At 63.5% G+C, this 20695-nt stretch carries 5 protein-coding genes; 2 read left to right on the forward strand and 3 right to left on the reverse strand.

The annotated features are described in order from the left end of the window. Positions 1 to 19: 19 nt before the first annotated feature. From O9H32_RS08235 to fabZ, 3 genes are all read right to left on the reverse strand, one after another. A complete protein-coding gene (locus O9H32_RS08235) occupies positions 20 to 10942 on the reverse strand; it encodes a non-ribosomal peptide synthetase (protein WP_269865477.1) in 10923 nt (3640 codons plus the stop codon). A 151-nt stretch (positions 10943 to 11093) separates the two neighbouring features. After that, the gene (locus O9H32_RS08240; RefSeq protein WP_269865478.1) at positions 11094 to 17729 is read right to left on the reverse strand and encodes a non-ribosomal peptide synthetase; all 6636 of its coding nucleotides are present in this window, start codon (positions 17727 to 17729) and stop codon (positions 11094 to 11096) included. Further along, positions 17729 to 18193: a 3-hydroxyacyl-ACP dehydratase FabZ gene (gene fabZ, locus O9H32_RS08245; RefSeq protein ID WP_269865479.1), complete on the reverse strand. Its 465-nt coding sequence runs from the start codon at positions 18191 to 18193 to the stop codon at positions 17729 to 17731. The genes O9H32_RS08240 and fabZ overlap by 1 nt, the downstream gene beginning before the upstream one ends. 249 nt (positions 18194 to 18442) lie before the next feature. Between fabZ and O9H32_RS08250 the strand changes: the two genes are divergently transcribed. Then, positions 18443 to 19642 (forward strand): MFS transporter, encoded by a 1200-nt coding sequence (locus tag O9H32_RS08250; protein ID WP_319946931.1) that lies wholly within the window; start codon positions 18443 to 18445, stop codon positions 19640 to 19642. 214 nt (positions 19643 to 19856) lie between these two features. Next, positions 19857 to 20690 carry a helix-turn-helix transcriptional regulator gene (locus tag O9H32_RS08255; protein WP_269865481.1) on the forward strand — a complete coding sequence of 278 codons (834 nt, stop codon included), beginning with the start codon at positions 19857 to 19859 and terminating at the stop codon, positions 20688 to 20690. The last annotated feature ends 5 nt before the right edge of the window (positions 20691 to 20695 follow it).

The following is a 20695-nucleotide window of genomic DNA, read 5'->3' on the forward strand; positions in this document are numbered from 1 at the left end:
GCAAACCTCCATCTAGCCTCTAGCGTTTGAGTTTCCCGCTTACCAGCTGTGATATTTCATCTAACTCGTCCATGGACAGATCGATCCCCATGCCTACATCCGACGGGGTAGCCACTGTTTCTTCCTTCCCCAGGCAGTGCTGCGTCAGCTCTTGCAGCTCGAGCCGGAAGCGTTCCGCCAGCGATCTCACGATCGGCGCCGGAATCCGCTCCGGGTCATAGATCCAGTCGATCTGCAGGCAGCCTTGATTCGAGACCCCGATGATCTCCAGCGCATGCGCCCGCTTCATTCCCGGATCGGCTGCCGCTCCCCCGTTGAACCGGGAAGGCGCGAAGCGTTCGGCGCCTGCTTCCTGGCCGAATTCGCCGAGGTAGTTGAAGGAGACGTCCGGCTTCGCCCGGCACGCCAGCTGAGGACGGAGCTCGGGCGGAGTCAAGTACTTCAGGACGCCGTAGCCGAAGCCTTTGTCCGGGATGCTCCGCAGCATTTCTTTGGTGGTGATGAGATCGTTGCCCAAGGATCGTTCCTGGGAGCTCTGCAGAACCACCGGGAAGATGGAAGTGAACCATCCTACGGTCCTTGTCAAGTCGGCCGACGGCAGGATCTCTTCTCTTCCGTGTCCTTCCAAGTGGATCCGTGCGGCCCGTTGTCCGGTCTCCCGGCACAAGGCGCGGGCCAGGGCCGTCAGGAGCAGATCGTTCAACTCGGTCGCATAGGTCCGGTTAGCCGAATGGAGACGCTGCGTCTCTTCGGCAGTCCAAGCCACGGTAACCGGCATGCTGTCCTGCTCCCCGTGCAAGGTATGTACGTGAGGTTCGAACATTGGTCCGGCATCCGCCGCTTCCACGGAGGCCCAATAATCCGCCTGCCGGAGCAGATTCCGGCTCCGGGCATACCATTGCAGCTCCTCGGCCCAGGTGCGGAAGGAGGTAGTTTTGTCCGGCAGGTGGATCGCTTCTTCCCCGCGTGCCGCCTGCTCGTAGGCCTGCAGCAGATCCTGCAGCAGAATACGCCAGGATACCCCGTCTACGGCAAGATGATGCACGGCGATCAGGAGATGGTCGCCATCCGTGGCATGGAACAGCCCTGCCGCCAGCAAGGGCCCGTCATACAGGTTCAGCGAGCGGTGAAGGGCCTCGCATGCCTGCATCACCTTCTCCGCTTCCCCGGCTTCTCCCCGCACGTCGGCGCACAGGAAGCGGACCGACGGTTCATCCGGTCCCGCGTTGTGCTGATGCAGACCTCCATCTTCGCCGGATGCGAGCCGCAGCCTGAGCGCATCATGGTGCTCGGCCAGGCGCCGCAGTGCGCGCTCCAGCGGTCCGGGAGCCAGCCGGGCGGCGCTGTACAGCAGCATGCTTTGGTTGAAGTGGTGCAGGGGCTTGCCCCCCTGCTGCTCCAGCCACCACAGCTGTACAGGCGTGAACGGTACAGGGCCTTCCACCGGTTCTTGCGGTATGGTTGCTTTGTACGGCTGAAGATGAGGGGCCAGCTGCGATACGGACGGATAGCGGAACAGGTCGCGGATCTCCAGACGAAGCCCTTGCTGTCTCAGCCGGGCCGCCATCTGGATGCCCTTGATCGAGTCCCCTCCCCCTTCGAAGAAATTCTCGTGGACGCCATAGTCCGCCCTGCCCAGAACTTCGCGCCATATGCCGAGCAGCAGGGCTTCCGTACCGGCTGCAGGCTCAGCCGCACCTGTCCTATGCTCCGAATTCCTGCTCTTTCTCACCGGCTGCGGCAGCCGGCTTCGGTCTACTTTGCCGTTCGGGGTCAGCGGCAGCTCGTCCACCAGCATGAGAAATTCAGGAACCATGTAAGCAGGCAGCTCGGCGGAGAGCTTCTCCCTCACCGTCTCCAACCAGGTATCCGGTGATTCCGCCGCTTCGTCCGTCCCGCCGCCTGCATCCAGGGCAGCGGCAACGATATAAGCACACAAAGCAGGCGTGGTTCCCGCTTCCTTACATTCCGTGACAAGAGCCTGCCGAACCGGCGGCAAGCTCAGCAGCTTGGCCTCGATCTCCCCCGGCTCGATCCGGTAGCCCCGGATTTTCATCTGGGTATCGGCCCGCCCGAGGAACAGGATATTGCCGTCCGGCAGCCACTTGGCGAAGTCTCCAGTACGGTACATCCGGCCGCCCGGCCGGAACGGGTCAGGGACGAATCGTTCCGCGGTCAGCTCCGGATTGTTCAGATAGCCCCGGGCCACCCCGTCCCCGCCCGCATAGAGCTCGCCGGGTACGCCCACAGGCTGCGGACGCAGGCGGCTGTCCAGGATGTACACGGAGGAGTTGGCCAGGGGACGCCCGACGGGAATCACTTCGCCCACAGGCATCCGGATGGGGTAAGCGGCTGTGAACGTCGTATTCTCCGTCGGCCCGTAGCCGTTGATGAGCTCCAGCTGAGGCGCATGGCGCAGCGTAAGCTCCGCCTGCCGGGGCGATACGGTGTCTCCTCCGACGATCAGCACGCGCAGGGCGGCGAAGCAGTCTTCCCTCACCTGCAGCAGGGCATGGTGCAGCGGGGAGGTGAGCCACATCATGGTGATGCCATTCTCCTCGATCACGGTCTTGAGGCGTTCGGCGTCCAGCAGCGTCTCCTTAGGGCACACATACAGCGGGAGCCCGTGCAGCAGAGCGCCCCAGATCTCGAAGGTCGTCGCGTCGAATCCGATGCCGCCGGTCAGCAGCAGCCGGTCATCCTCCCGGAACTCGGTGTAATTTGTCCCGAACAGCAGCCGGAGCACACTGCGGTGCTCGACCATGACGCCCTTGGGGTTCCCGGTGGAACCGGACGTATACATCACGTACGCCAGGGAGCGGCCAAGGTCCCCGGCTTCCTCTGCCCGGCCGTTCTCCCCGGCCGCAAGCTCCGGACAAGCCGTGAGTTCGGGATCCAAGATCGTAGTAGGATCCAGAACTGCGAGGCCCTCCGGCACCAGGCTGCGGTAAGCCTCAGACGTGAAGACGGCTGCGGCTCCGCTGTCCTGCAGCAGATAGCGGAGCCTCTCGCCCGGCAAGTCGGGGTCGAGGTGCAGATATGCGCCTCCGGTTTTGAGGATCGCAAGCGTGGCAACAAAATGGGCGCTGCCCCGGTCCGTCAGGACGCCGACAACGCGATCCCTGCCGATATTCTTGCTGCGAAGCACAGCTGCCAGCTGATCCGCCTGCCGGTCCAGTTCACCATAGGTGACCGTCTCTTCCGGAGTCTGCACGGCGATGGCCTCCGGCCGCCGCTTCGCCTGCTCTTCGAATAAGCCATGAATGGTCCGGCCAGAGGGATAGGCTGAAGGCGCTGGGTTGAACGTCTGGAGGACCAGCCGCTCTTGCGCTTCGTCCAGGAGGGAGAGATCGCCGAGTTCCGCCTCCGGGAAGAGCGTGATCTGCTGCAGGAGCCGGAGCAGATGGCCGGCCGCCCGTTCGGCCGTGGTCCGGTCGAACAGACGGGAAGCATACTGCAGCGAGAACACCAGTCCCGTCTCCGTCTCGACCGCTTCGAGCGTCCAGTCGAATTTGGCGGCGGATGGCTCAGTTGGCACAGCCTGCAGCTCGAGGTCCCCCGCCATGAGGGTGCTCGCTTTGGTTTTCTGATGCAGGAATACGACGTCGAACAGCGGATTGCGGCTCAGGTCGCGCTCCGGCTGCAGCCGGTCCACCAGCATTTCGAAGGGATACCCGCTGTGGGCTTCCGCATCCAGCACCTCCTGTTTCACTTCATGGAGATAGGGGAGGAAGGTCTTGCCCGCCTGCGGTTTCGAGCGCAGGGAGAGCATATTGACGAACATGCCGATGACGTCCTGCAGCTGCGGATGCGGCCGGGCGGCCGACGGCGAGCCGACGACAAGGTCCTCCCCTCCGGTATATTTGTGGAGCAGGAGCTTAAAGCCCGCGAGCAGCACCATGTACATCGTCGTTCCGGATGACTTGGCAAGCCGGGTGAGGCGCCGGTAGAGCGCGGGATCTGCCTGAAACCGTACGGAATCCCCTTGCGGGTCCCGCTCGGGAGGCCGGCTCCGGTCCGTGCCGAGAGAGAGCACAGGTACGCCGTCCGAGAATTTGTCCAGCCAGTAGGCTTCCTGCTCCCTGAATTCCTGCTGATCGGTCCGTTCCTCCTGCCACACCGCGTAATCTTTGTACTGCACAGGCAGAGCCGCAAGCGGACTGCCCGCATAGATGGCGGCAAGCTCGGAACGCAGCACCTCCAGTGACGTGCCGTCGCTGATGGTGTGATGCATGTCGGTCAGCACGACGTTCAGGCGCTCGCTGATCCGCACGATGCCGATGCGCAGCAGCGGGGCGCGGCTCAGCTCGAACGGCCGGATGAAGCTCCTGGCGTGCTCCATTGCTCCATCGAGATCGGCCGCCGTGAACATTTCGATAGCAACCTCGGGCAGTGCGTGTACTCGTTGTACCGGTATCCCCTCTTCCACAGAGAAGGATGTGCGAAGGGACTCGTGCCTTGCAGCCAGCTCCTCCGCCGCTCTCCGGAATCGGTGAAGATCAAGGAAGCCCTCGGCCAGGAAGACCGCCGGCATATGATAAGCCGTGTTACCCGGGGCGAGCTCGTTCATAAAATACATCCGTCGCTGTGCAGGGGACATCGGGTAGACGCCCGGCCCGCCTGCAGAAGGAATCGGCTCCAGCTTCCTGCGCTGCTGCCCTTCCACGTGACGGGCCAGGTCCCCGAGTACCGGGAAGCGGAAAATATCCCGCAGCGGGAGCTGCACATCGAGACTGGTCTGCAGCGCATGCACCAGCCGGGCTGCCTTCAGCGAGGTGCCTCCCAGATCGAAGAACGAGTCGCCGGCCCCTGCATTCCAGCGGCCAAGCACTTCGCGCCACAGCTCCGCCAGGCGCCTCTCCGTGTCCGTGAGAGGCGGAAGGCCGGCCATGGCGCTCTGCTCCCCCTCCGGCTCGGGCAGCGATTTGCGGTTGATCTTGCCGCTCGGCGTGAGCGGCATCGATGGGAGCCGGACGAAGCGGGACGGAATCTTATAAGCGGGCAGCCTCTCCGCCAGGTGCATCCGCAGCTCGGCCGCCTCCGGTTCCTCGGGACCGGACACGTAGGCACAGAGATAGAGGTCTCCGTGCGTGTCGGTCCGGGAGACCACAGCCGCCTGATCGACGGCCGGATGGGCCGTCAGCATCGCTTCGATCTCGCCCGGCTCGATCCGGTATCCCCGGATCTTGAGCTGCTCGTCCATGCGGCCCATATACTCCAGGGCCCCGTCGCTCCGGCGCTTGACCCGGTCCCCCGTGCGGTACATTCGGCCGCCGGGGCACCAAGGGTCCTCGGCGAAGCGCTCCGCCGTACGGGCTTCGTCATGGAGGTAACCCCGGGCGACCCCGGGACCGCCAAGCCCTAGCTCGCCGGGAAGCCCGTCCGGAAGCAGGCGGCCCTCCCGGCTGAGGACATAGGCCCGTGTGCGGCCCAGGGGACGGCCGATCGGCGCCCGTTCCTCCGCGGTGACATCATGCCAGGTAGACCACACCGTCGTTTCCGTCGGCCCGTACACATTGAGAATCCGGGCATGCAGCGCCAGCTGCAGCTCGCTCAGCAGCGCTTCGGGGAATGCTTCCCCGCCCACCATCAACAGCTTGAGACCGTGCAGGGCATGGAACCCACCAAGCGTATGCTCCAGCATCTGAAGACGCGAAGGCGTCGTCTGCAGCACCTCAATGTCATGCCGCTGCAGGAGGCGCGCCCATTCCTCCGGGCTGTCCTGCTCCTCCCGGCTCGCCAGGAAGACGGTCATCCCTGAGGCAAGCGCAGCGAGAGACTCGGTAACGAAGATATCGAAAGATACGGTCGTAAGGGAAAGAAGACAGGTATGGGATCCGAAGGCACAATCGGCGCACAGAGCGTCGATGTAGTGAACCACAGCTCCGTGTTCGATCATGACGCCCTTCGGCGTCCCGGTCGATCCGGAAGTGTAGATCACATAAGCCAGGTCACCGGCTCCCGAGGCAGGCGGCAGGTTCGAGTCCGCAAGTCCTGCGCTAAGCGCCTCCAGCTCCGCGAGGGCCAGCACCCGTCCGCCGAAGCCTGTTCCCCAGGCGCTCGCTGAGCCGCCTTCTTGCGGCTGCTCCTCCGTGAGCAGCAGGGCTGCCCCGCTGTGGGTCAGCATGCGCTGAACCGCATCGGACGGATAAGCCGGGTCCACCGGCACGTAAGCCGCGCCCGATTTCAGTACGGCGAGCAGCGCCGGCAGCAGCCGGGGCGACCGTTCGAGCCGGACGGCCACGAGGCTGCCGGGACGGGCACCCAGCGCCTGAAGCGCGCGGGCCCACCGGTTGGCCTGCCGGTTCAGCTCTCCATACGTCATGTAGGCGCCTTCGAAGACGACCGCGGCCCTGCTCCCGTCAAGCTCGGCCTGCGACTCCAGACGGGTATGCACCGTGCCCTCCGTAAGGGGCAGATCCTCTCTTCCGAGGGATACGGCCAACAGCCGATCTTGTTCAGCTGCGTCTGCCAGCTCGAGCTCACCGATGGTCTTGTCGGGATGGTCGACGGCCTGCTTCAGCAAGTAGACGTAATGAGCGAGAATCCGCCCGGCCGTGGTCTGAAGGAACAACGCCGTATTATACTGCAGGGTCAGCTGCAGGCCTCCATCCTCTGTCTCCTCCGCTTCGAGGATCAGCTCCAGCGGGGCCGTACGGTTCTCGACCGGATACGGGACGGCAGCCGTCTCCCCGTCCAGCACCAGACGCGGCTTCTCTGCGTTCTGCATGATGAGCATGGCGTCGTACAAGGGATTGCGGCCGAGCTCCCGCGGGATATCGAGCTTCTCCAAGAGCCTCTCCAGCGGATACCCGGCATGCTCGAAGGCGGCCAAGGCTAATGCCTTGGTTTCCTCCAGGTATTCGGCGAACGGGCGGGAAGCTGCCGGGTGTCCGCGCATCGCCAGCGTATTCATGAAGAGGCCGATAAGGCCCTGTACATCGGCATGTCTGCGGCCGGCCACCGGCGTACCGACGATCATGTCCTCCTGGCCGGTATATTTGGCCAGCAGGATCTGGTACGCCGAGAGCAGCACCATGAAGACGGTGGTCCCGGTGCTCCGGGTGAGCTCCCGGATCCCGCCGGCGAGCTCGCCATCCAGCCGGACCGACAGCCGATCCCCTCCATAGGTCTGACGCAAGGAACGCGGGCGGTCTGCAGGCAGCTCGCGGGTCGGCAGTTCTCCGCTCATGCACTCCAGCCAGAAGGCCTCGGCCTGCCGCTCCTCCTCCCGTCCTTCGCTCTCTTTCAGCCAGACGGCATAATCCTTGTACTGGAGAGGCAGCGGCGCCAAGGCCTCCCGGCGGTACAGGGCGGAGAGCTCGGAGAGCATCACCTGCAGGGAGACCGCATCCGAGACCAGATGGTGGACATCGAGCAGCAGGACATGCCGTTCATCGGAGAACCGCACCACGGCGGCGCGCAGGAGCGGCGCACGGCCGGGATCGAAGGGCCGGACGAACCTGCGGATCAGTGCTGGCATCTCCCGCTCTTCCGCTGTATAGGCCTCTACTTCGAAGGCCGCTTCCGGGTGTATGTATTGAGCAAGCTCGTCCCCATGGACGCCGAAAGAGGTGCGCAGCGCTTCATGGCGCTGGATCAAGGCATGAAAAGCCTCCAGCAGGCGTTCTCTGTCCAGGTTCCCCTGAAGCAGGGCCGCTCCGGTGATATGGTAGTGCGTGCTTTCGCTCTCCAGCTCGCTCAGCACATACATCCTCCGCTGGGCGGGCGTAAGCGGATAACGGTCCGCCGGGGGGGCCGGCGGGATGGCCGAGGAGCGGCCGGTCTCGTCACCCGGCGCTTCCGACTTCTCAGCCTCTCTCAGGAGGAGGGCCATCTCCTCGATCGTCGGACCTTCGAACAGCTGCTTCAAGGTGACGGAGCGTCCCAGCTTGCGCGTCAGCCTGGCCGTCAGGGCCGCTGCCTTCAGCGAGTGGCCGCCGAGCTCGAAGAAGGAATCCCGGATGCCGACCTGCGGCCTGCCGAGTACCTCCGACCAGAGACGGGACAGCTCCGCTTCGAGCTCGTCGCGCGGAGCGGCATACGCCTCGGCAGCCGGTCCGGTGACCGGCGCCGGCAGCGCACGCCGGTCGAGCTTGCCGGTTGCCGTCCGCGGCATGGAAGGCAGGGATACGAAGCTGGCAGGGATCATATAATCCGGCAGCCTGCCCTGCAGAAAGGGGCGGAGCCCGTCCGTCACCCCGCCTGTCCGGAGGACGACGTAAGCACATAGAAAATCGCCGCTCTCCTCCTTCAGGGCAAGTACGAGCGACTCCTCGACATCGGGGTGGGACAGCAGCGCATACTCAATCTCTCCGGTTTCGATCCGGTGGCCCCGGATTTTGACCTGGTGATCCAGCCGTCCGAGATACTCGAGCTCTCCGCCGGGAAGCAGACGAACCCGGTCACCGGTACGGTACAGGCGCCCCTGCGGCAGATACGGGTCTTGGGTGAACCTCTCCCGCGTGAGTTCCTCGAGTCCGGCATAGCCGCGGGTCACGCCCGCACCGCCCACATACAATTCGCCGGCGACGCCTGCTGGGACGAGACGGCCCTGCTCATCAAGCACCCGGCAGCGGAGGGCTGGCAGCGGCTTCCCGATCAGACTGCGCCCGGATGCCATTTCGCGCTCCCCGATGTCCTTCCATGTAACATGCACGGTCGTCTCCGTGATCCCGTACATATTCACAAACCGAAGCTGTCCGAACATCTTCTTCCACGGAAGAAGCATCCTGGGCTGCAGCGCCTCGCCGCCAAAAATGACCACTTTCAACGCAAGCCGAGGCGGACGGGATTGTTCCTTGATCTCCTGGGTCAGTGCGGCGAAGGCGGTCGGCGTCTGGTTCAGCACTGTAACCGCATGCTGCTCGAGCAGCTCTACGAAGAGGGCAGGCTGCTGCGCTGCAGTTTTGGGCACGATCACACACCGGCCCCCGGATAGCAGCGCTCCGAAAATTTCCCACACCGAGAAGTCGAATGTATAAGCATGAAACACGGTCCAGATGTCTTCCGGTCCGAAGGACAGAGGCAGCCCTTCCTGTGTCAGCAGCTGGACCACATGACGGTGCTCCACCATGACGCCCTTGGGCGTACCGGTCGTACCGGAGGTGTACAGCACATAGGCCAGATGCTCCGGGGCATGCACGGCGGGCGGATTCTCCCCGGGATAGCCGGACAGAGACGGATCGCTGGGCAGCAGAACGGCTGCTCCCCCCACAGGGAATGCAGGGCGGTTGTCCGTCAGCAGCACCGCTGCTCCGCTGTCGCGCAGAATCATCGAGATGCGGTCCGGCGGGTGATCCGGATCGATCGGCACATAAGCTCCTCCGGCCTTGAGCACGCCAAGCATGGCCGCAACCATCTCGGGGGACCGGTCCAGCAGCAGCGCCACCCGGACCTCGGGACGGATCCCAAGCTCCCGCAGCTTCCATGCGATCCGGTTAGCCAGCGCATTCAGCCCCGCGAAGGTCAGCTCCCGGCTGCCGCAGACAAGGGAAGGACGGTCGGGCTGTCTCCGCACTTGCTCCTCGAACAAGGAAGTCAGGGTGGCCTCCTGCGGATAGCCGCCCCCCTCCCCCGCTTCCGAGAGCAGGAGAATCTCCCGCTCTTCCTCGCGGGAGAGCAGGGCCATCTGCGATATCTTCTGCCCGGGCCCTCCTTCCACCGCCTGCCGCGCCAGTTCGGCCAGATGCCTGTGAATGCCTCCAACCACGGCAGGATCGATGACCCCGGCGTTGTAGGTCATCCGGAAGCGGAGCTCATCTTCGGGGAAAATATTGAGGTGCAGCGGATAGCCCGTCTGTTCTTCCATGAACAGCCCATCGACGCGCAGACTGTCTTCCCCGGAGCCCGAACGCTCCGGCATCGGCATATTCTCGAACGCGACGACATGATCGAACAGCCCCTGCTTCAGCAGGGACTTCGCCTGAATCTCATACAGGGGGAACGTTTCGTAGGGCTTGGCGTCCCAGACACTGCGGTTCACCGCTGCCACGAGCTCCCCGAGCGTCTGGCCCTCATCACGGATCCGCATCGGCACCGTGTTGATGAAGAGCCCTACAGCGCGTTCCATACCCGGCAGATCGGCCGGCCGGCCCGACACCACCGAACCGAACACAGCGTCCCGGGTGCCGCTGTAGCGCTGAAGCAGCATGCCCCAGAGGCATTGGACGAGGGCATGCAGCGTGGCCGACGCCTGCCGTGCCAGCGTCTGCAGCCCTTCGGTCAGCTCCCGGCTGAAAGTGAAGGAAGCCTCGCGCTTGTCGTACACCTCCGCAGCGGCAGCCGACATGCCGTGGTTCGGCCACTCGGCTGCGGTGTCATAGCCTTCCAGCTGCCGGGCCCAGTAAGCTGCGGCCTCCTCGCGGTCCTGCTTCTCCAGCCAGTGCACATACCGGCTGAAGGGCTGGGCAGGCGGCAGCTCCGGGGGGCTGCCTGCGCACAGGCCTGTATAGATAGACATGAACTCCTGCAGCACAATGCCGAGAGACCAGCCGTCGAGAATCATATGATGAAAGGTGAACAGCAGCTCACAGGTGTCCTCCCCGGTTCTCAGCACGGAGAGGCGAATCGGGATATCCCGGTCCAGGCGGAAGCCCCGCGCCAGATCCTGCCGCCGGTAAGCCAGCGTGCAAGCCTTCATCTCCTCCGGGGAGAGAGTGCTCCAGTCTTTCATATGGACCCGTGCGCTGCGCTCCTGAAGCACAATCCCCACCGGCTTGTCGGACGGAGAAGTTTTGAAGATGGTCCGGAAGAGGTCATGGCGTGCCATGAGCCTGCGGAACGTTTCCTCCGCATGAGCCGGCTCGAGCTGCCCGGTCAGCTTCACTGTCAACTGCTCTATATAAGCCGGGCCGGATTCCTCCCGGAGCGAGTCGTAGAGCATACCTTCCTGCATCGGCGTCAGGCCGATGATGTCCTGCACTTGCGGTTTTGTCGCCATCGCTTACGCTCCACTTTCCTATAGTTTCTCTTGGTATAAGTTACGTTGGATGAGTTTTTTGTACTGAGTTTTCTGTTATGAAATTCATTGGTATGGCAGCCATCTCCGCCCGGCTGACGTCTGTCCCCTTGGTCTTGGGGCGCCTCTGCCGTCAATCGAGCGTCAAATCTGCCGCCAGTTCCTTCAGGAATTCGTCGTATTCTTCCATGTCCCATTCGTTGTAGATAAAATCGCTAGGCGTGGATTCCGTCCCGCGCTGTCCGGAGCAGTGCTCCAGCAGCAGGGATACCTGCCGCTCCAGGGAAGCCGCCAGCGTAAGCATAGCCCCTTCGCCGTATTGGCGCGCATCGTACTCCAACTGGAGCCGAAGTTCCCCGCCCCGGATGTAAGCATTGAGATTCCAGCCGTACAGCAGAGAGGAAGCCGGGCTTCCCGTACGCCCCGCCGGCATCCAAGACATCATTATGTCTCCCGAGCCGAGCTCTTCCTGGAACTCTCCCAGGTAATTGAAGGAGATCTCCGGCTTCAGCGTACAACTCAGGCTTTCCTTGTCTGCGGAAGGAGTCAGATATTGCAGAAGCCCCCATCCGGTGCCCCTGCCGGGTACCCGCCGCAGCTTCTCCTTCACTGTCTTGATCCGGGAGCCCAGGTCACCCTGCTGTCCCATGTCGAGCAGGACCGGATACATGGCGGTGAACCATCCCACGGTGCGCGACACATTCAAGTCCGGCAGCAGCCCTTCCCGGCCATGGCCTTCCAGCTGGATCAGCAGAGACCGGAGGCCGTGCGTCTCTTGCGCGGCCAGCCCCAGCGCGGTGAGCAGCATGATCTCCACGTCCGCATTGTAGACCCGCTGAGCCTCGGCCGTAAGCAAGGCGGTCGTCTCCTTGGACCAGGCTGCCGTAACGATTCTGCTGCCGGTCAAGCCGGTATCCGCTGAGGCCTGCAGCGGAGCATGCGGCCCCTGCTCCACTTCCTGCCAGTACGGCTTCTCCTGGAGGAGAGCCGGGGAGGAGGCATGATTCTTGAGCCCGGCGGCCCAGTCCCGGAACGGATGGGTCTTCGGGGAGAGCAGCCCTGCCGCGTCCTGCGTCTCTCCTCGGCCGAACGCTTCGTACAGCGCCGCGAAATCTTCCAGGAGGATGCGCCACGAGACGCCGTCAATGACGAGATGATGTACGGCGATCAGCAGATGGCTGCCATCGTCCGTGTGGAACAAGCCGAGCCGCACAAGCGGACCCCGCTCCAGATCCATACCGGCCTGGATGCGGGTGCACTCCGCCTCGATCCGTTGTTCCAGGCTAGGGCCTGGGCCCCAGGCAGCGCCGCTGGCTGCTTCGAAGGCCGGGCCGGTCATATCCCGGCATTCGATCGTAAAGCCCGGCTCATCCGCAGGCCGGTGGAGCGCTGTCGGCGCCGCATCTCCCGGATCCGGGAAGACCAGCCGCAGCGCGTCATGATGCCGGATCAGAGCGCTGAATACCTCCCGTACGGTGGTCTCAAGGAAGCCCTCCCTGCGGAACAGCATCATCGCCTGGTTGAAGTGCGCCTCCCGGCCCAGTGTGCCAAAGAACCAGTGCTGAACCGGCGTCAGGGCGCTCTCTCCGGTGATCTCCTCCTGCGGGGCCTGGGAGCCTTCCGCCTGAAGGTGCAGGCTCAGGGCGGCAATCGTCGGATACTGGAAGAAGTCCCGTACATCGAGCCGGAGGCCGTGCTTGTGGAGCCGGGACATCACCTGGATCGCCTTGATCGAGTCGCCGCCGAGGGAGAAGAACGGGTCGTGGATGCCCGCCTTCTCTACCTGCAGCACTTCCTGCCACAGCTGAACGAGCAGCGCTTCCTGCTCGTTCCTCGGCCCTTCGTACGGCGCCCCGGTCCGCACTTCCGCCGGCGGCGCAGGCAGCGCCTTCACATCCAGCTTGCCATTAGCCGTCACCGGCATGGCGGGGAGCCGGACAAAGTGCGAAGGGATCATATAGCCCGGCAGGCGGCCTCCCAGAAACTCGCGGAGCTCGATCACCGGAAGCTCGCGGTCCGAGACGAGGTAAGCGCACAGCGTCTTCTCCCCTGCCCCGCTCTCCCTGGGCGTCACCACGGCTGCCGTGATCTCCGGGTGAGCGAGCAGCGCGGCCTGGATCTCGCCCGGCTCGATGCGGTACCCGCGGATCTTCACCTGGTGGTCCGCCCGGCCGAGGAATTCGAGCCAGCCGCCGGCACGCCACCGAGCCCGGTCGCCGGTCCGGTACATCCGGGCGCCCGGGAACAACCCGTAAGGGTCCGGGACGAAGCGCTCCGCCGTCAGCGCCGGGTCGCCGGCATAGCCGGATGCGAGGCATTCGCCGCCGATGTACAGCTCGCCCGGTACGCCGACAGGGCACAGCTGCCTGCGGCTGTCGAGCACATAGTAGCGGGCACCCCGGATGGGCCGGCCGTACGGGATGCTCGTCCAGTCGGGATCGATGTCCCCGACTTCATGGTAGTTCGACCAGACCGCAGCCTCGGTCGCCCCGCCAAGCGCGATGACCCGTGCGCCGGGGAACACCCGGCGCACAGCCGGCGGCAGCGTCAGCGGAATCCAGTCGCCGCTGAGCAGCACAAGGCGCAGCTTGGCGGCAGCGGCCGCGGCTTCCGGGAAGAACGGCCCCAGCTGCGCCAAGGCAGCGGGAGCGGAGTCCCAGAGGGTGACCGGCTCGCTCTGCAGCAGCCCGAGCAGCCGCGGCGGGCTGCGCAGGTCCTGCTCCGGGACGATGCGCACGGAGCCGCCTGCCGCGAGCAGGCCGAAGATGTCATAGACCGAGAGGTCGAAGCTCAGCGAGGTGACGAAGAGGATGCGGTCCCGGGGCCCGATCGCGTAGGTCTCGTTCACCCAGGTCAGGAGATTCACGACCGGACGGTGCGGGACGATAACGCCCTTCGGGGTGCCCGTCGAGCCGGAGGTGAAGATGGCGTAAGCCGGGTCTTCGGGACCGGCGGCGCGGGAGGACGGCGCAGACGGGTCAGCGGCTGGCTCCGGATGGCCCGGCCCGGCGGCATGCGATGGCCGCCCGAGGACGGCCCCGGTCCCGGCGTCTACGACGCAGGCCATGAGCGGGGATGCTGCCAGTAGCGCCAGTGCCTGCGCGCTCTTCGCTGCAGAGGCAACGACCGCGCCCATGCCGAGAGCGGCAGCGATGTGCTGCAGCCGGCTCTCCGGCAGCTCCGCGTCGAGCGGCACGTAGGAGGCGCCGGCCTTCAGCACGGCGAGCGCAGCGCAGACCATGCCGATCGAGCGCTCCGCGAGTACGCCGACGAAGCGTCCGGGGCCGAGCCCCTCGGCACGCAGGCGGGCGGCCAACGCGTCCGTGCGCTCCTGCAGCTGCAGGTACGTCAGCTCGCCCTCTTCGGCGATCAGCGCGACGGCTCCCGGTGTGCGGGCCGCCTGCTTCTCGAACAGCCCGTGGATCGTCTCTCCCTCGGGAACGACACCTGCCGTGCGGTTCCACTGATGAGCGAGCAGCTCCGCCTCGGCAGGGTCCACGATAGCGAGTTCGTCCAGAAGCTTCGCCGGATGGGCAATCGCACCCTGCAGCAGCCGGTGGTAGTGGGCTCCCATCCGCTCGGCCGTCTCCCGGTCGAACAGCGATAGGGCATACTGCAGATGGATGTGATAGCCCTCCCCCGCTTCCAGCACTTCCACGGTGAGATCGAATTTGGCACTGTCACACGGGAGGGGATAAGGCACGACACGGAGGCCGTCCGGCTCGAGCGGCGTTTCGTCCATATTCTGCATGACGAATACTGTATCGAACAAGGGGTTGCGTCCGGTATCCCTGGGAACCTGGAGACGCTCCAGCAGCTTCTCCAGCGGGTAGTGCTGATGGCTGAAGGCGCTGCGCAGCCTGGCGTCCGTCTCCCGGACAAGCTGGTGAAAAGCCTTGTCCCCATACGGCCTGCAGCGGACCGGCAAGGTGTTGACGAACATGCCGGGCATGCCGCCGAGATCCGCGTGGGTTCGTCCGGCTGCCGGCACACCAACGATCACATCCGTCTGTGCTGTATACCGGTACAACAGCGCCTGGTAGGCGGAGAACAGGACAGCGAACGGCGTTGTGCCGGTCTTCGAGGCCAGCCTGCGAATGCGCTGCGAGATCTCCGCTCCCAGCTCCAGCCGGACTTCATCTCCCTGGAACTGCTGCATCGCCTGGCGGGCCCGGTCTGCCGGCAGCTGCAGGACGGGCAGCTCGCCGGCCAGCTCTTCAGCCCAATAGGCCCCTGCGGTCTCCAGGAGGCCGGACGACAGCTGCCCGGCCAACCAGACCGCATAATCCTTGTATTCCACCCTTGGTTCCGCGGGGGATTCGCCGTTATAGAGCCGGGTCCACTGCTCCAGCAGGAGAATCATGGAGGATCGGTCGACGATCGTATGGTGCGCATCGACCAGGAGCAGGTGCCTGCCATCAGCGGCCTGCATCACCCCCACACGCAGCAGCGGAGCCGCTCCGAGGTCGAAGGGGCGGATCCAAGCGCGGACGGCCTCCTGAAGTTCCTCCATCCCGCCGGCCTGCAGCCAGTCCACCTGCATATCCGCTTCCTCTGAGATCCGCTGGACGATGCCTGTGTCCTCCAAGGCAAATGATGTCCGCAGCAGGCTATGCTGCCGCACAAGCGTGCGCCATCCGGCTTCCAGGCGGCTGCGGTCGAGATCCCCCTCGAGCCATGCCGCGTAGGTAACGTTGTAGGCTGTCCCGACCCCCTCCTGATGCTGGAGGACAAAGAGCCGCTGCTGGACGGAAGTAGCCGGGATGGTACTGCCTATGGCTGCCGGCACAATGGGCGCGAAGGCCTTGCGGTCCGCTGCCCGGATATAGGCGGCCTGTTCGCGGACGGTCCGCAGCCGGTACATGTCCTCCAGCGAGAGCTCGACGTCGAAGCTGGGATGAATGCGGGCGGCCAGGATGCCGGCCTTCAGCGAATGGCCGCCGAGCTCGAAGAAGTCCTCACCGGTGCCGAAGCCTTCCTTCCCGAGCACCTCCTGCCAGAGCTGCAGCAGCTCCTCTTCGGTCCGGTTCGCAGGACGGACGGTATCGGAAGCTGAGGCCGCTGCTCTTTCACCGGCCTGCAGAGCGGCAAGGGTCTCATCAAACTCGCCAAGCTCGTACCTGCGCGCGAGGCTGCCCCGCTGGATTTTGCCGCTGGTCGTCTTGGGGAGCACCTGGAGGGGGATGATCCGGTCAATCTCGATGCCCATCCGGACGCTCACATGGGAGCGGATCTCCTCGGCGAGTGCCGCAAACTCGGCAGGCTCCCTGCGTACAGCCGCGAAGAGAAGCACTTCCTCGCGGGAAGCGCCCGGCTTTCTTGCCCCGCAGGCGGCCAGCCGTCCAAGGCCGAGCCCGCCGGCCTCCCCGGCGACCTGTTCCAGATCGTGGGCATAAATATTCTGTCCGTTGACCATCAAGACTTCCTTCACCCGGCCGGTCACCACGAGCCGTCCCTGGTATAGGAATCCAAGGTCCCCCGTGTCGATCCAGCCGTCTGCGCACTGCAGCTTGGCCGTCGCTTCCGGATTGCGGTAGTAGCTCGAGGTTACATTGGCACCCCGGATCCGGATGTGGCCTACCCGCAGCTCTCCTAGCACGGCCCCGTCTTCCCCGCAGATGCACAGCTCTACGCCGCGGATCGGCGTGCCGAGCCCGACGAAGCTCAGTGCCCCTTCGGCTTCCTCCTCCATGAGCCGGACATGGGAGCCGATGGACAGCGACAGGCGGTCCGTACCGATGACTTGCAGCTTCCCTTCGGCTGCCGGCAGCGTGACGCCTACCGAGGCTTCGGCCAGCCCGTAGGCCGGGACCATTACGCCCGGGGAGAGCCCGCAGCCGCCCAGGGTGTCTATGAACTGCCGGCATACCCCGGGCATGACCGGTTCGGCTCCATTCACGATCTTGCGGATGGGGGACAGATCCCAGTGCCTTCCCTTCTCGGGAGTGTAGAATTCCAGAAAATAACTCAGGCCGAAGTTCGGGGAGGCGAGTACGGTGGCCCGGTGCTCTAGAGCGGATTGCATCCAGAACAGCGGGGAACGGACAAACAGCGGGGTAGGCATCAGGCAGTGATCGAGTCCGGCAGCTGCCGGCGTCAGGTGGAATCCGATCAATCCCAGGTCATGGGTTAACGGCATCCAGCTCAGGAACGTATCCTTCGACCACCGGTCAGGGTCGCTGTCCAGAATGCCGTCGATGTTGGATAGCAGATTCTCATGCGTCAGCATGACGCCTTTGGGATCTCCTGTCGATCCGGAGGAATATTGGATGAGGGCCAGTTCCTTCGGACTTGGTCTGTGAATGCGTCCTGCCGTCGGCTCTTCCCGCAGCCCGTCGATGAGCACGGTATCCCGCAGCATCGCATCGAAGGCTTCTTGCTGGCCCAGCAGCGGGGCCTGGTGGGAGAGCATCCGCTGGATCCTCGCCTCGGTAAGAAGATGCGGGCGCACCAGCATCGGCCAGATCCCGAACAGCTTGCGCCGGTGCTCCCGGCTTGTTCCCGGGGAGACCGGGATGGGGATGAATCCGCCGAGCAGGCAGGCCCACAAGCCCTCCACGAAGTGCTGCGGCTCATCGGCCATGAGAATCACCTCGTCCCCAGCACGCACCCCCTTCAGCTGCAGGTGGCCAAGCACATGCAGTGCATCCTCGAACAGCTCCTTATACGTCCTGCGGCTGGCTTCCTGCTCCCCTGTAATGAAGGTGATGCCGCGGTCTTCTCTGCCGCCTGCCGCTTCCAGCATGTCCACAAGCGTCGCGTATGGCATCAGACTCGCTCCTTCTCGTCCCCGGACCCGTGTAGGATTCCGAAGGTAAGCTCCGCTTGGGATACCGTCTCCCCATGGACAGAGGCCGTGCAGGAGACGATTCCCGCATGGCTCATCCACTTGACGGTCTCACAGCGGATCAGCAGGCTGTCTCCGGGAACGACGGGCTTCAGGAAGCGGGATTTGACCGCTGTCAGCAGGAACTCCGCTTCTTCGGATGCCTCGGGCTCGCTGAGCCGGTAGAGCAGGATCCCGGTCTGAGCCATCCCTTCCGTAATCAAGACCCCGGGGTAGATGGCCTTTCGCGGAAAATGACCGGGAAAGCACCAGTCGCCTGCGGATATATTCTTGCGGCATACGATCGCCCTGCCGCGCTCGAGCTCCTCTACCGTATCGATCATAATCATCGGATAGCTCTGCGGAAGCAGCTCCCTTACCGTATCGAACCCATACATCACCGGCATCCTGCACCTCTTTTGTTCATTCTTTAATGGCTGCGGGCCTACGCCCGGCATCCTGCCATTTTGCTGTATACAGCATAGCGAACCGCCTTCCCCCGGGCCTATATCCCAAATGGGATATATTGCCGCGGAGCCCGTTCTTGTACAATGTGAACAGAATATCAGGCTCACTCAGGAAAGAAGTGACATGGCATGTCGTCTCAGTCCACCCCTGCTCCAGCGGATACTCCTTCTCTGTTCCGGCATCGTTTTATGATTCTCATCCTGCTCTCGGGGATGATTCTGCAGACCGGCATCTGGATCCGCAATTTTGCCGTGCTGCTGTACGTGACCGACCGTACGCAAGGCGATCCGTTCGCGATCACCTTGATCGCCGTGGCGGAGTACGCGCCCATCTTCCTGTTCTCTTTTCTTGGAGGCACGCTCGCCGACCGCTGGCGACCCAAGCGAACGATGGTCTGGTGCGACCTGCTCAGTGCGCTGTCCGTATTCCTGATCCTTGGGGCTCTGCTGCTCGGTTCCTGGCAGGCCATCTTCTTCTCGACGCTTGTTTCTTCCATACTGTCCCAGATTTCCCAACCCTCCGCGATGAAGCTGTTCAAGCTCCACCTCACCGAAGGGCAGATTCCCCTGGCCCTCTCGCTCTACCAGACGATGATGGCGGTGTTCATGATGGGCGGGCCGGTGCTCGGAACGTGGGTGTACGTCCACTGGGGGATGAATACGGCCATTGGGCTCATGGGAACGGCGTTTCTGCTGTCTGCCCTCGTGCTCTCGGCGGTACAGGGGGACGCCGAACCGGAAGGCCAAAGACCCTTGTCCCACTTGAAGTCAGAGATTCTTGGCGCCCTCAGCTATGTGCGGACGCGCAGGGTTTTGGTCATTACCGGCGCGTGCTTCCTGCTCTCCGGCTTCGGCATGGGGCTGGTGAACCCGCTGGGCATCTTCGTGATTATCGAGAAGCTGGCGCTCCCGAAGGAATATCTGCAGTGGCTGACCGTCGTGAACGGTGTGGCCATGCTGATGGGCGGTGGCGCGGCCATCGCCCTGTCCCGGAAGCTCGCGCCCCAGCGGATTCTGTTCGCCGGCATGGGGGTCAGCGTGCTGGCAATCGCGGCGATCGGGATGTCGAGCACGCTCCCCGGTGTGCTCGCAGGGCAGTTCTTCTGCGGGCTGATGCTTCCCGGCATTCAGATGTCGGTCAATGCCCTGATTCTCTCGCACACGGAGGAGAGCTTCATCGGCCGGGTCAACGGCCTGCTCAGTCCCTTGTTCATGGGCTCCATTGTCGCTTCTATGAGTCTCAGCGGCTGGCTGAAGTCTCTCCTTCCGCTGTCGGCGCTGTATTATATCGCAGCCGTATTCTTCGCTGCCGCCCTGCTGGCCATGCTGCCGATTCTGCTCGCGCCCCATGCCGTGAAGGAGCGTACTTCCTCCGCTCAAGGCACTTAGAGCTGAGCCGTTCCGGTTCTTATAAGATAGATTTCAAAGTGAAAAAAGCCAGGTCCCAAGGGCGATTGACGTCCGGGGACCTGGCTTTTTTTCCAATTTTTCACCTTGACAAAAACTTGACTTATTTCCATCTTCGCAAAAACTTAACTAGTAGGAATAAAAAAAGGTGCACTATACTGGACATGAAAACCGGGAGTGAAAGGAGCCTGTTCGCATGTTCATCTTGTTTGAACCTGAGGCAGAACCGACGAGCAAACGCACTTGGAGTTATCTTTCCGATATCCCTCCCCAGCAGTTAGCGGATTGGAAGCGTACGGTTGCCCTATCCCAGATCACGGAGTCCATGCTCCGTGTCCGTCTGCGGCTGGATAGCGGCGAACTGCAGTACAGGCGTAATCAGCACAACCGTTTGATTGAAGAAATGAAGAAGGAGCTCTCCGGAGCAGGATCCTTTTTGTCCAAGCTGCATCTGTACGTTCTATTCGATACGAAAGGCTACCTGCTGCAGATGGTCGGCAGCAGCCCGATCCTGAACAAGCTTGCCGCCCACCGGGTTCCGGGGGTCAGCATGGCGCTGGAGAGTGCGGGGCTCAACGCCCTGTCGGTGTCCATGCAGCTGGGCCGTACGTCTGTGATGGAAGGCCACGAGAATACGTGCCGGATCTTCGGGAATTTCACGGCGATCTGCTCCCCCGTCCAGGTGAAGGGCCAGCTTACCGGCTATATGGGACTGGCCATTCAGCGCCAGGATGATATTGAGATGGCGGTGGCGCTGCTGCAGAAGGTTACGGCGAATATGGAGGACAAGCTCAACCAGGATTCGTCCTCCTCGTGGACCCGGGAAGAAATCTACGCGAAGCTGGACGAATACGGATTAACCCCGCGGGAGAAAGAGGTCGCCTACCGCTGGATGCACCATGAGACGACAGTCCAGATCTCATGCGAGCTGTATATTACGGAAGGAACCGTAAGGAATATGATCAAGACGGTGTACCGCAAGACCGGCATTAATGAAAAAGGAAGGTTTATTACCAAGTTCCTGCTCTAGTGCAA

The organism is Paenibacillus caseinilyticus (assembly GCF_027533645.1).
GTDB lineage: Bacteria > Bacillota > Bacilli > Paenibacillales > NBRC-103111 > Paenibacillus_G > Paenibacillus_G caseinilyticus.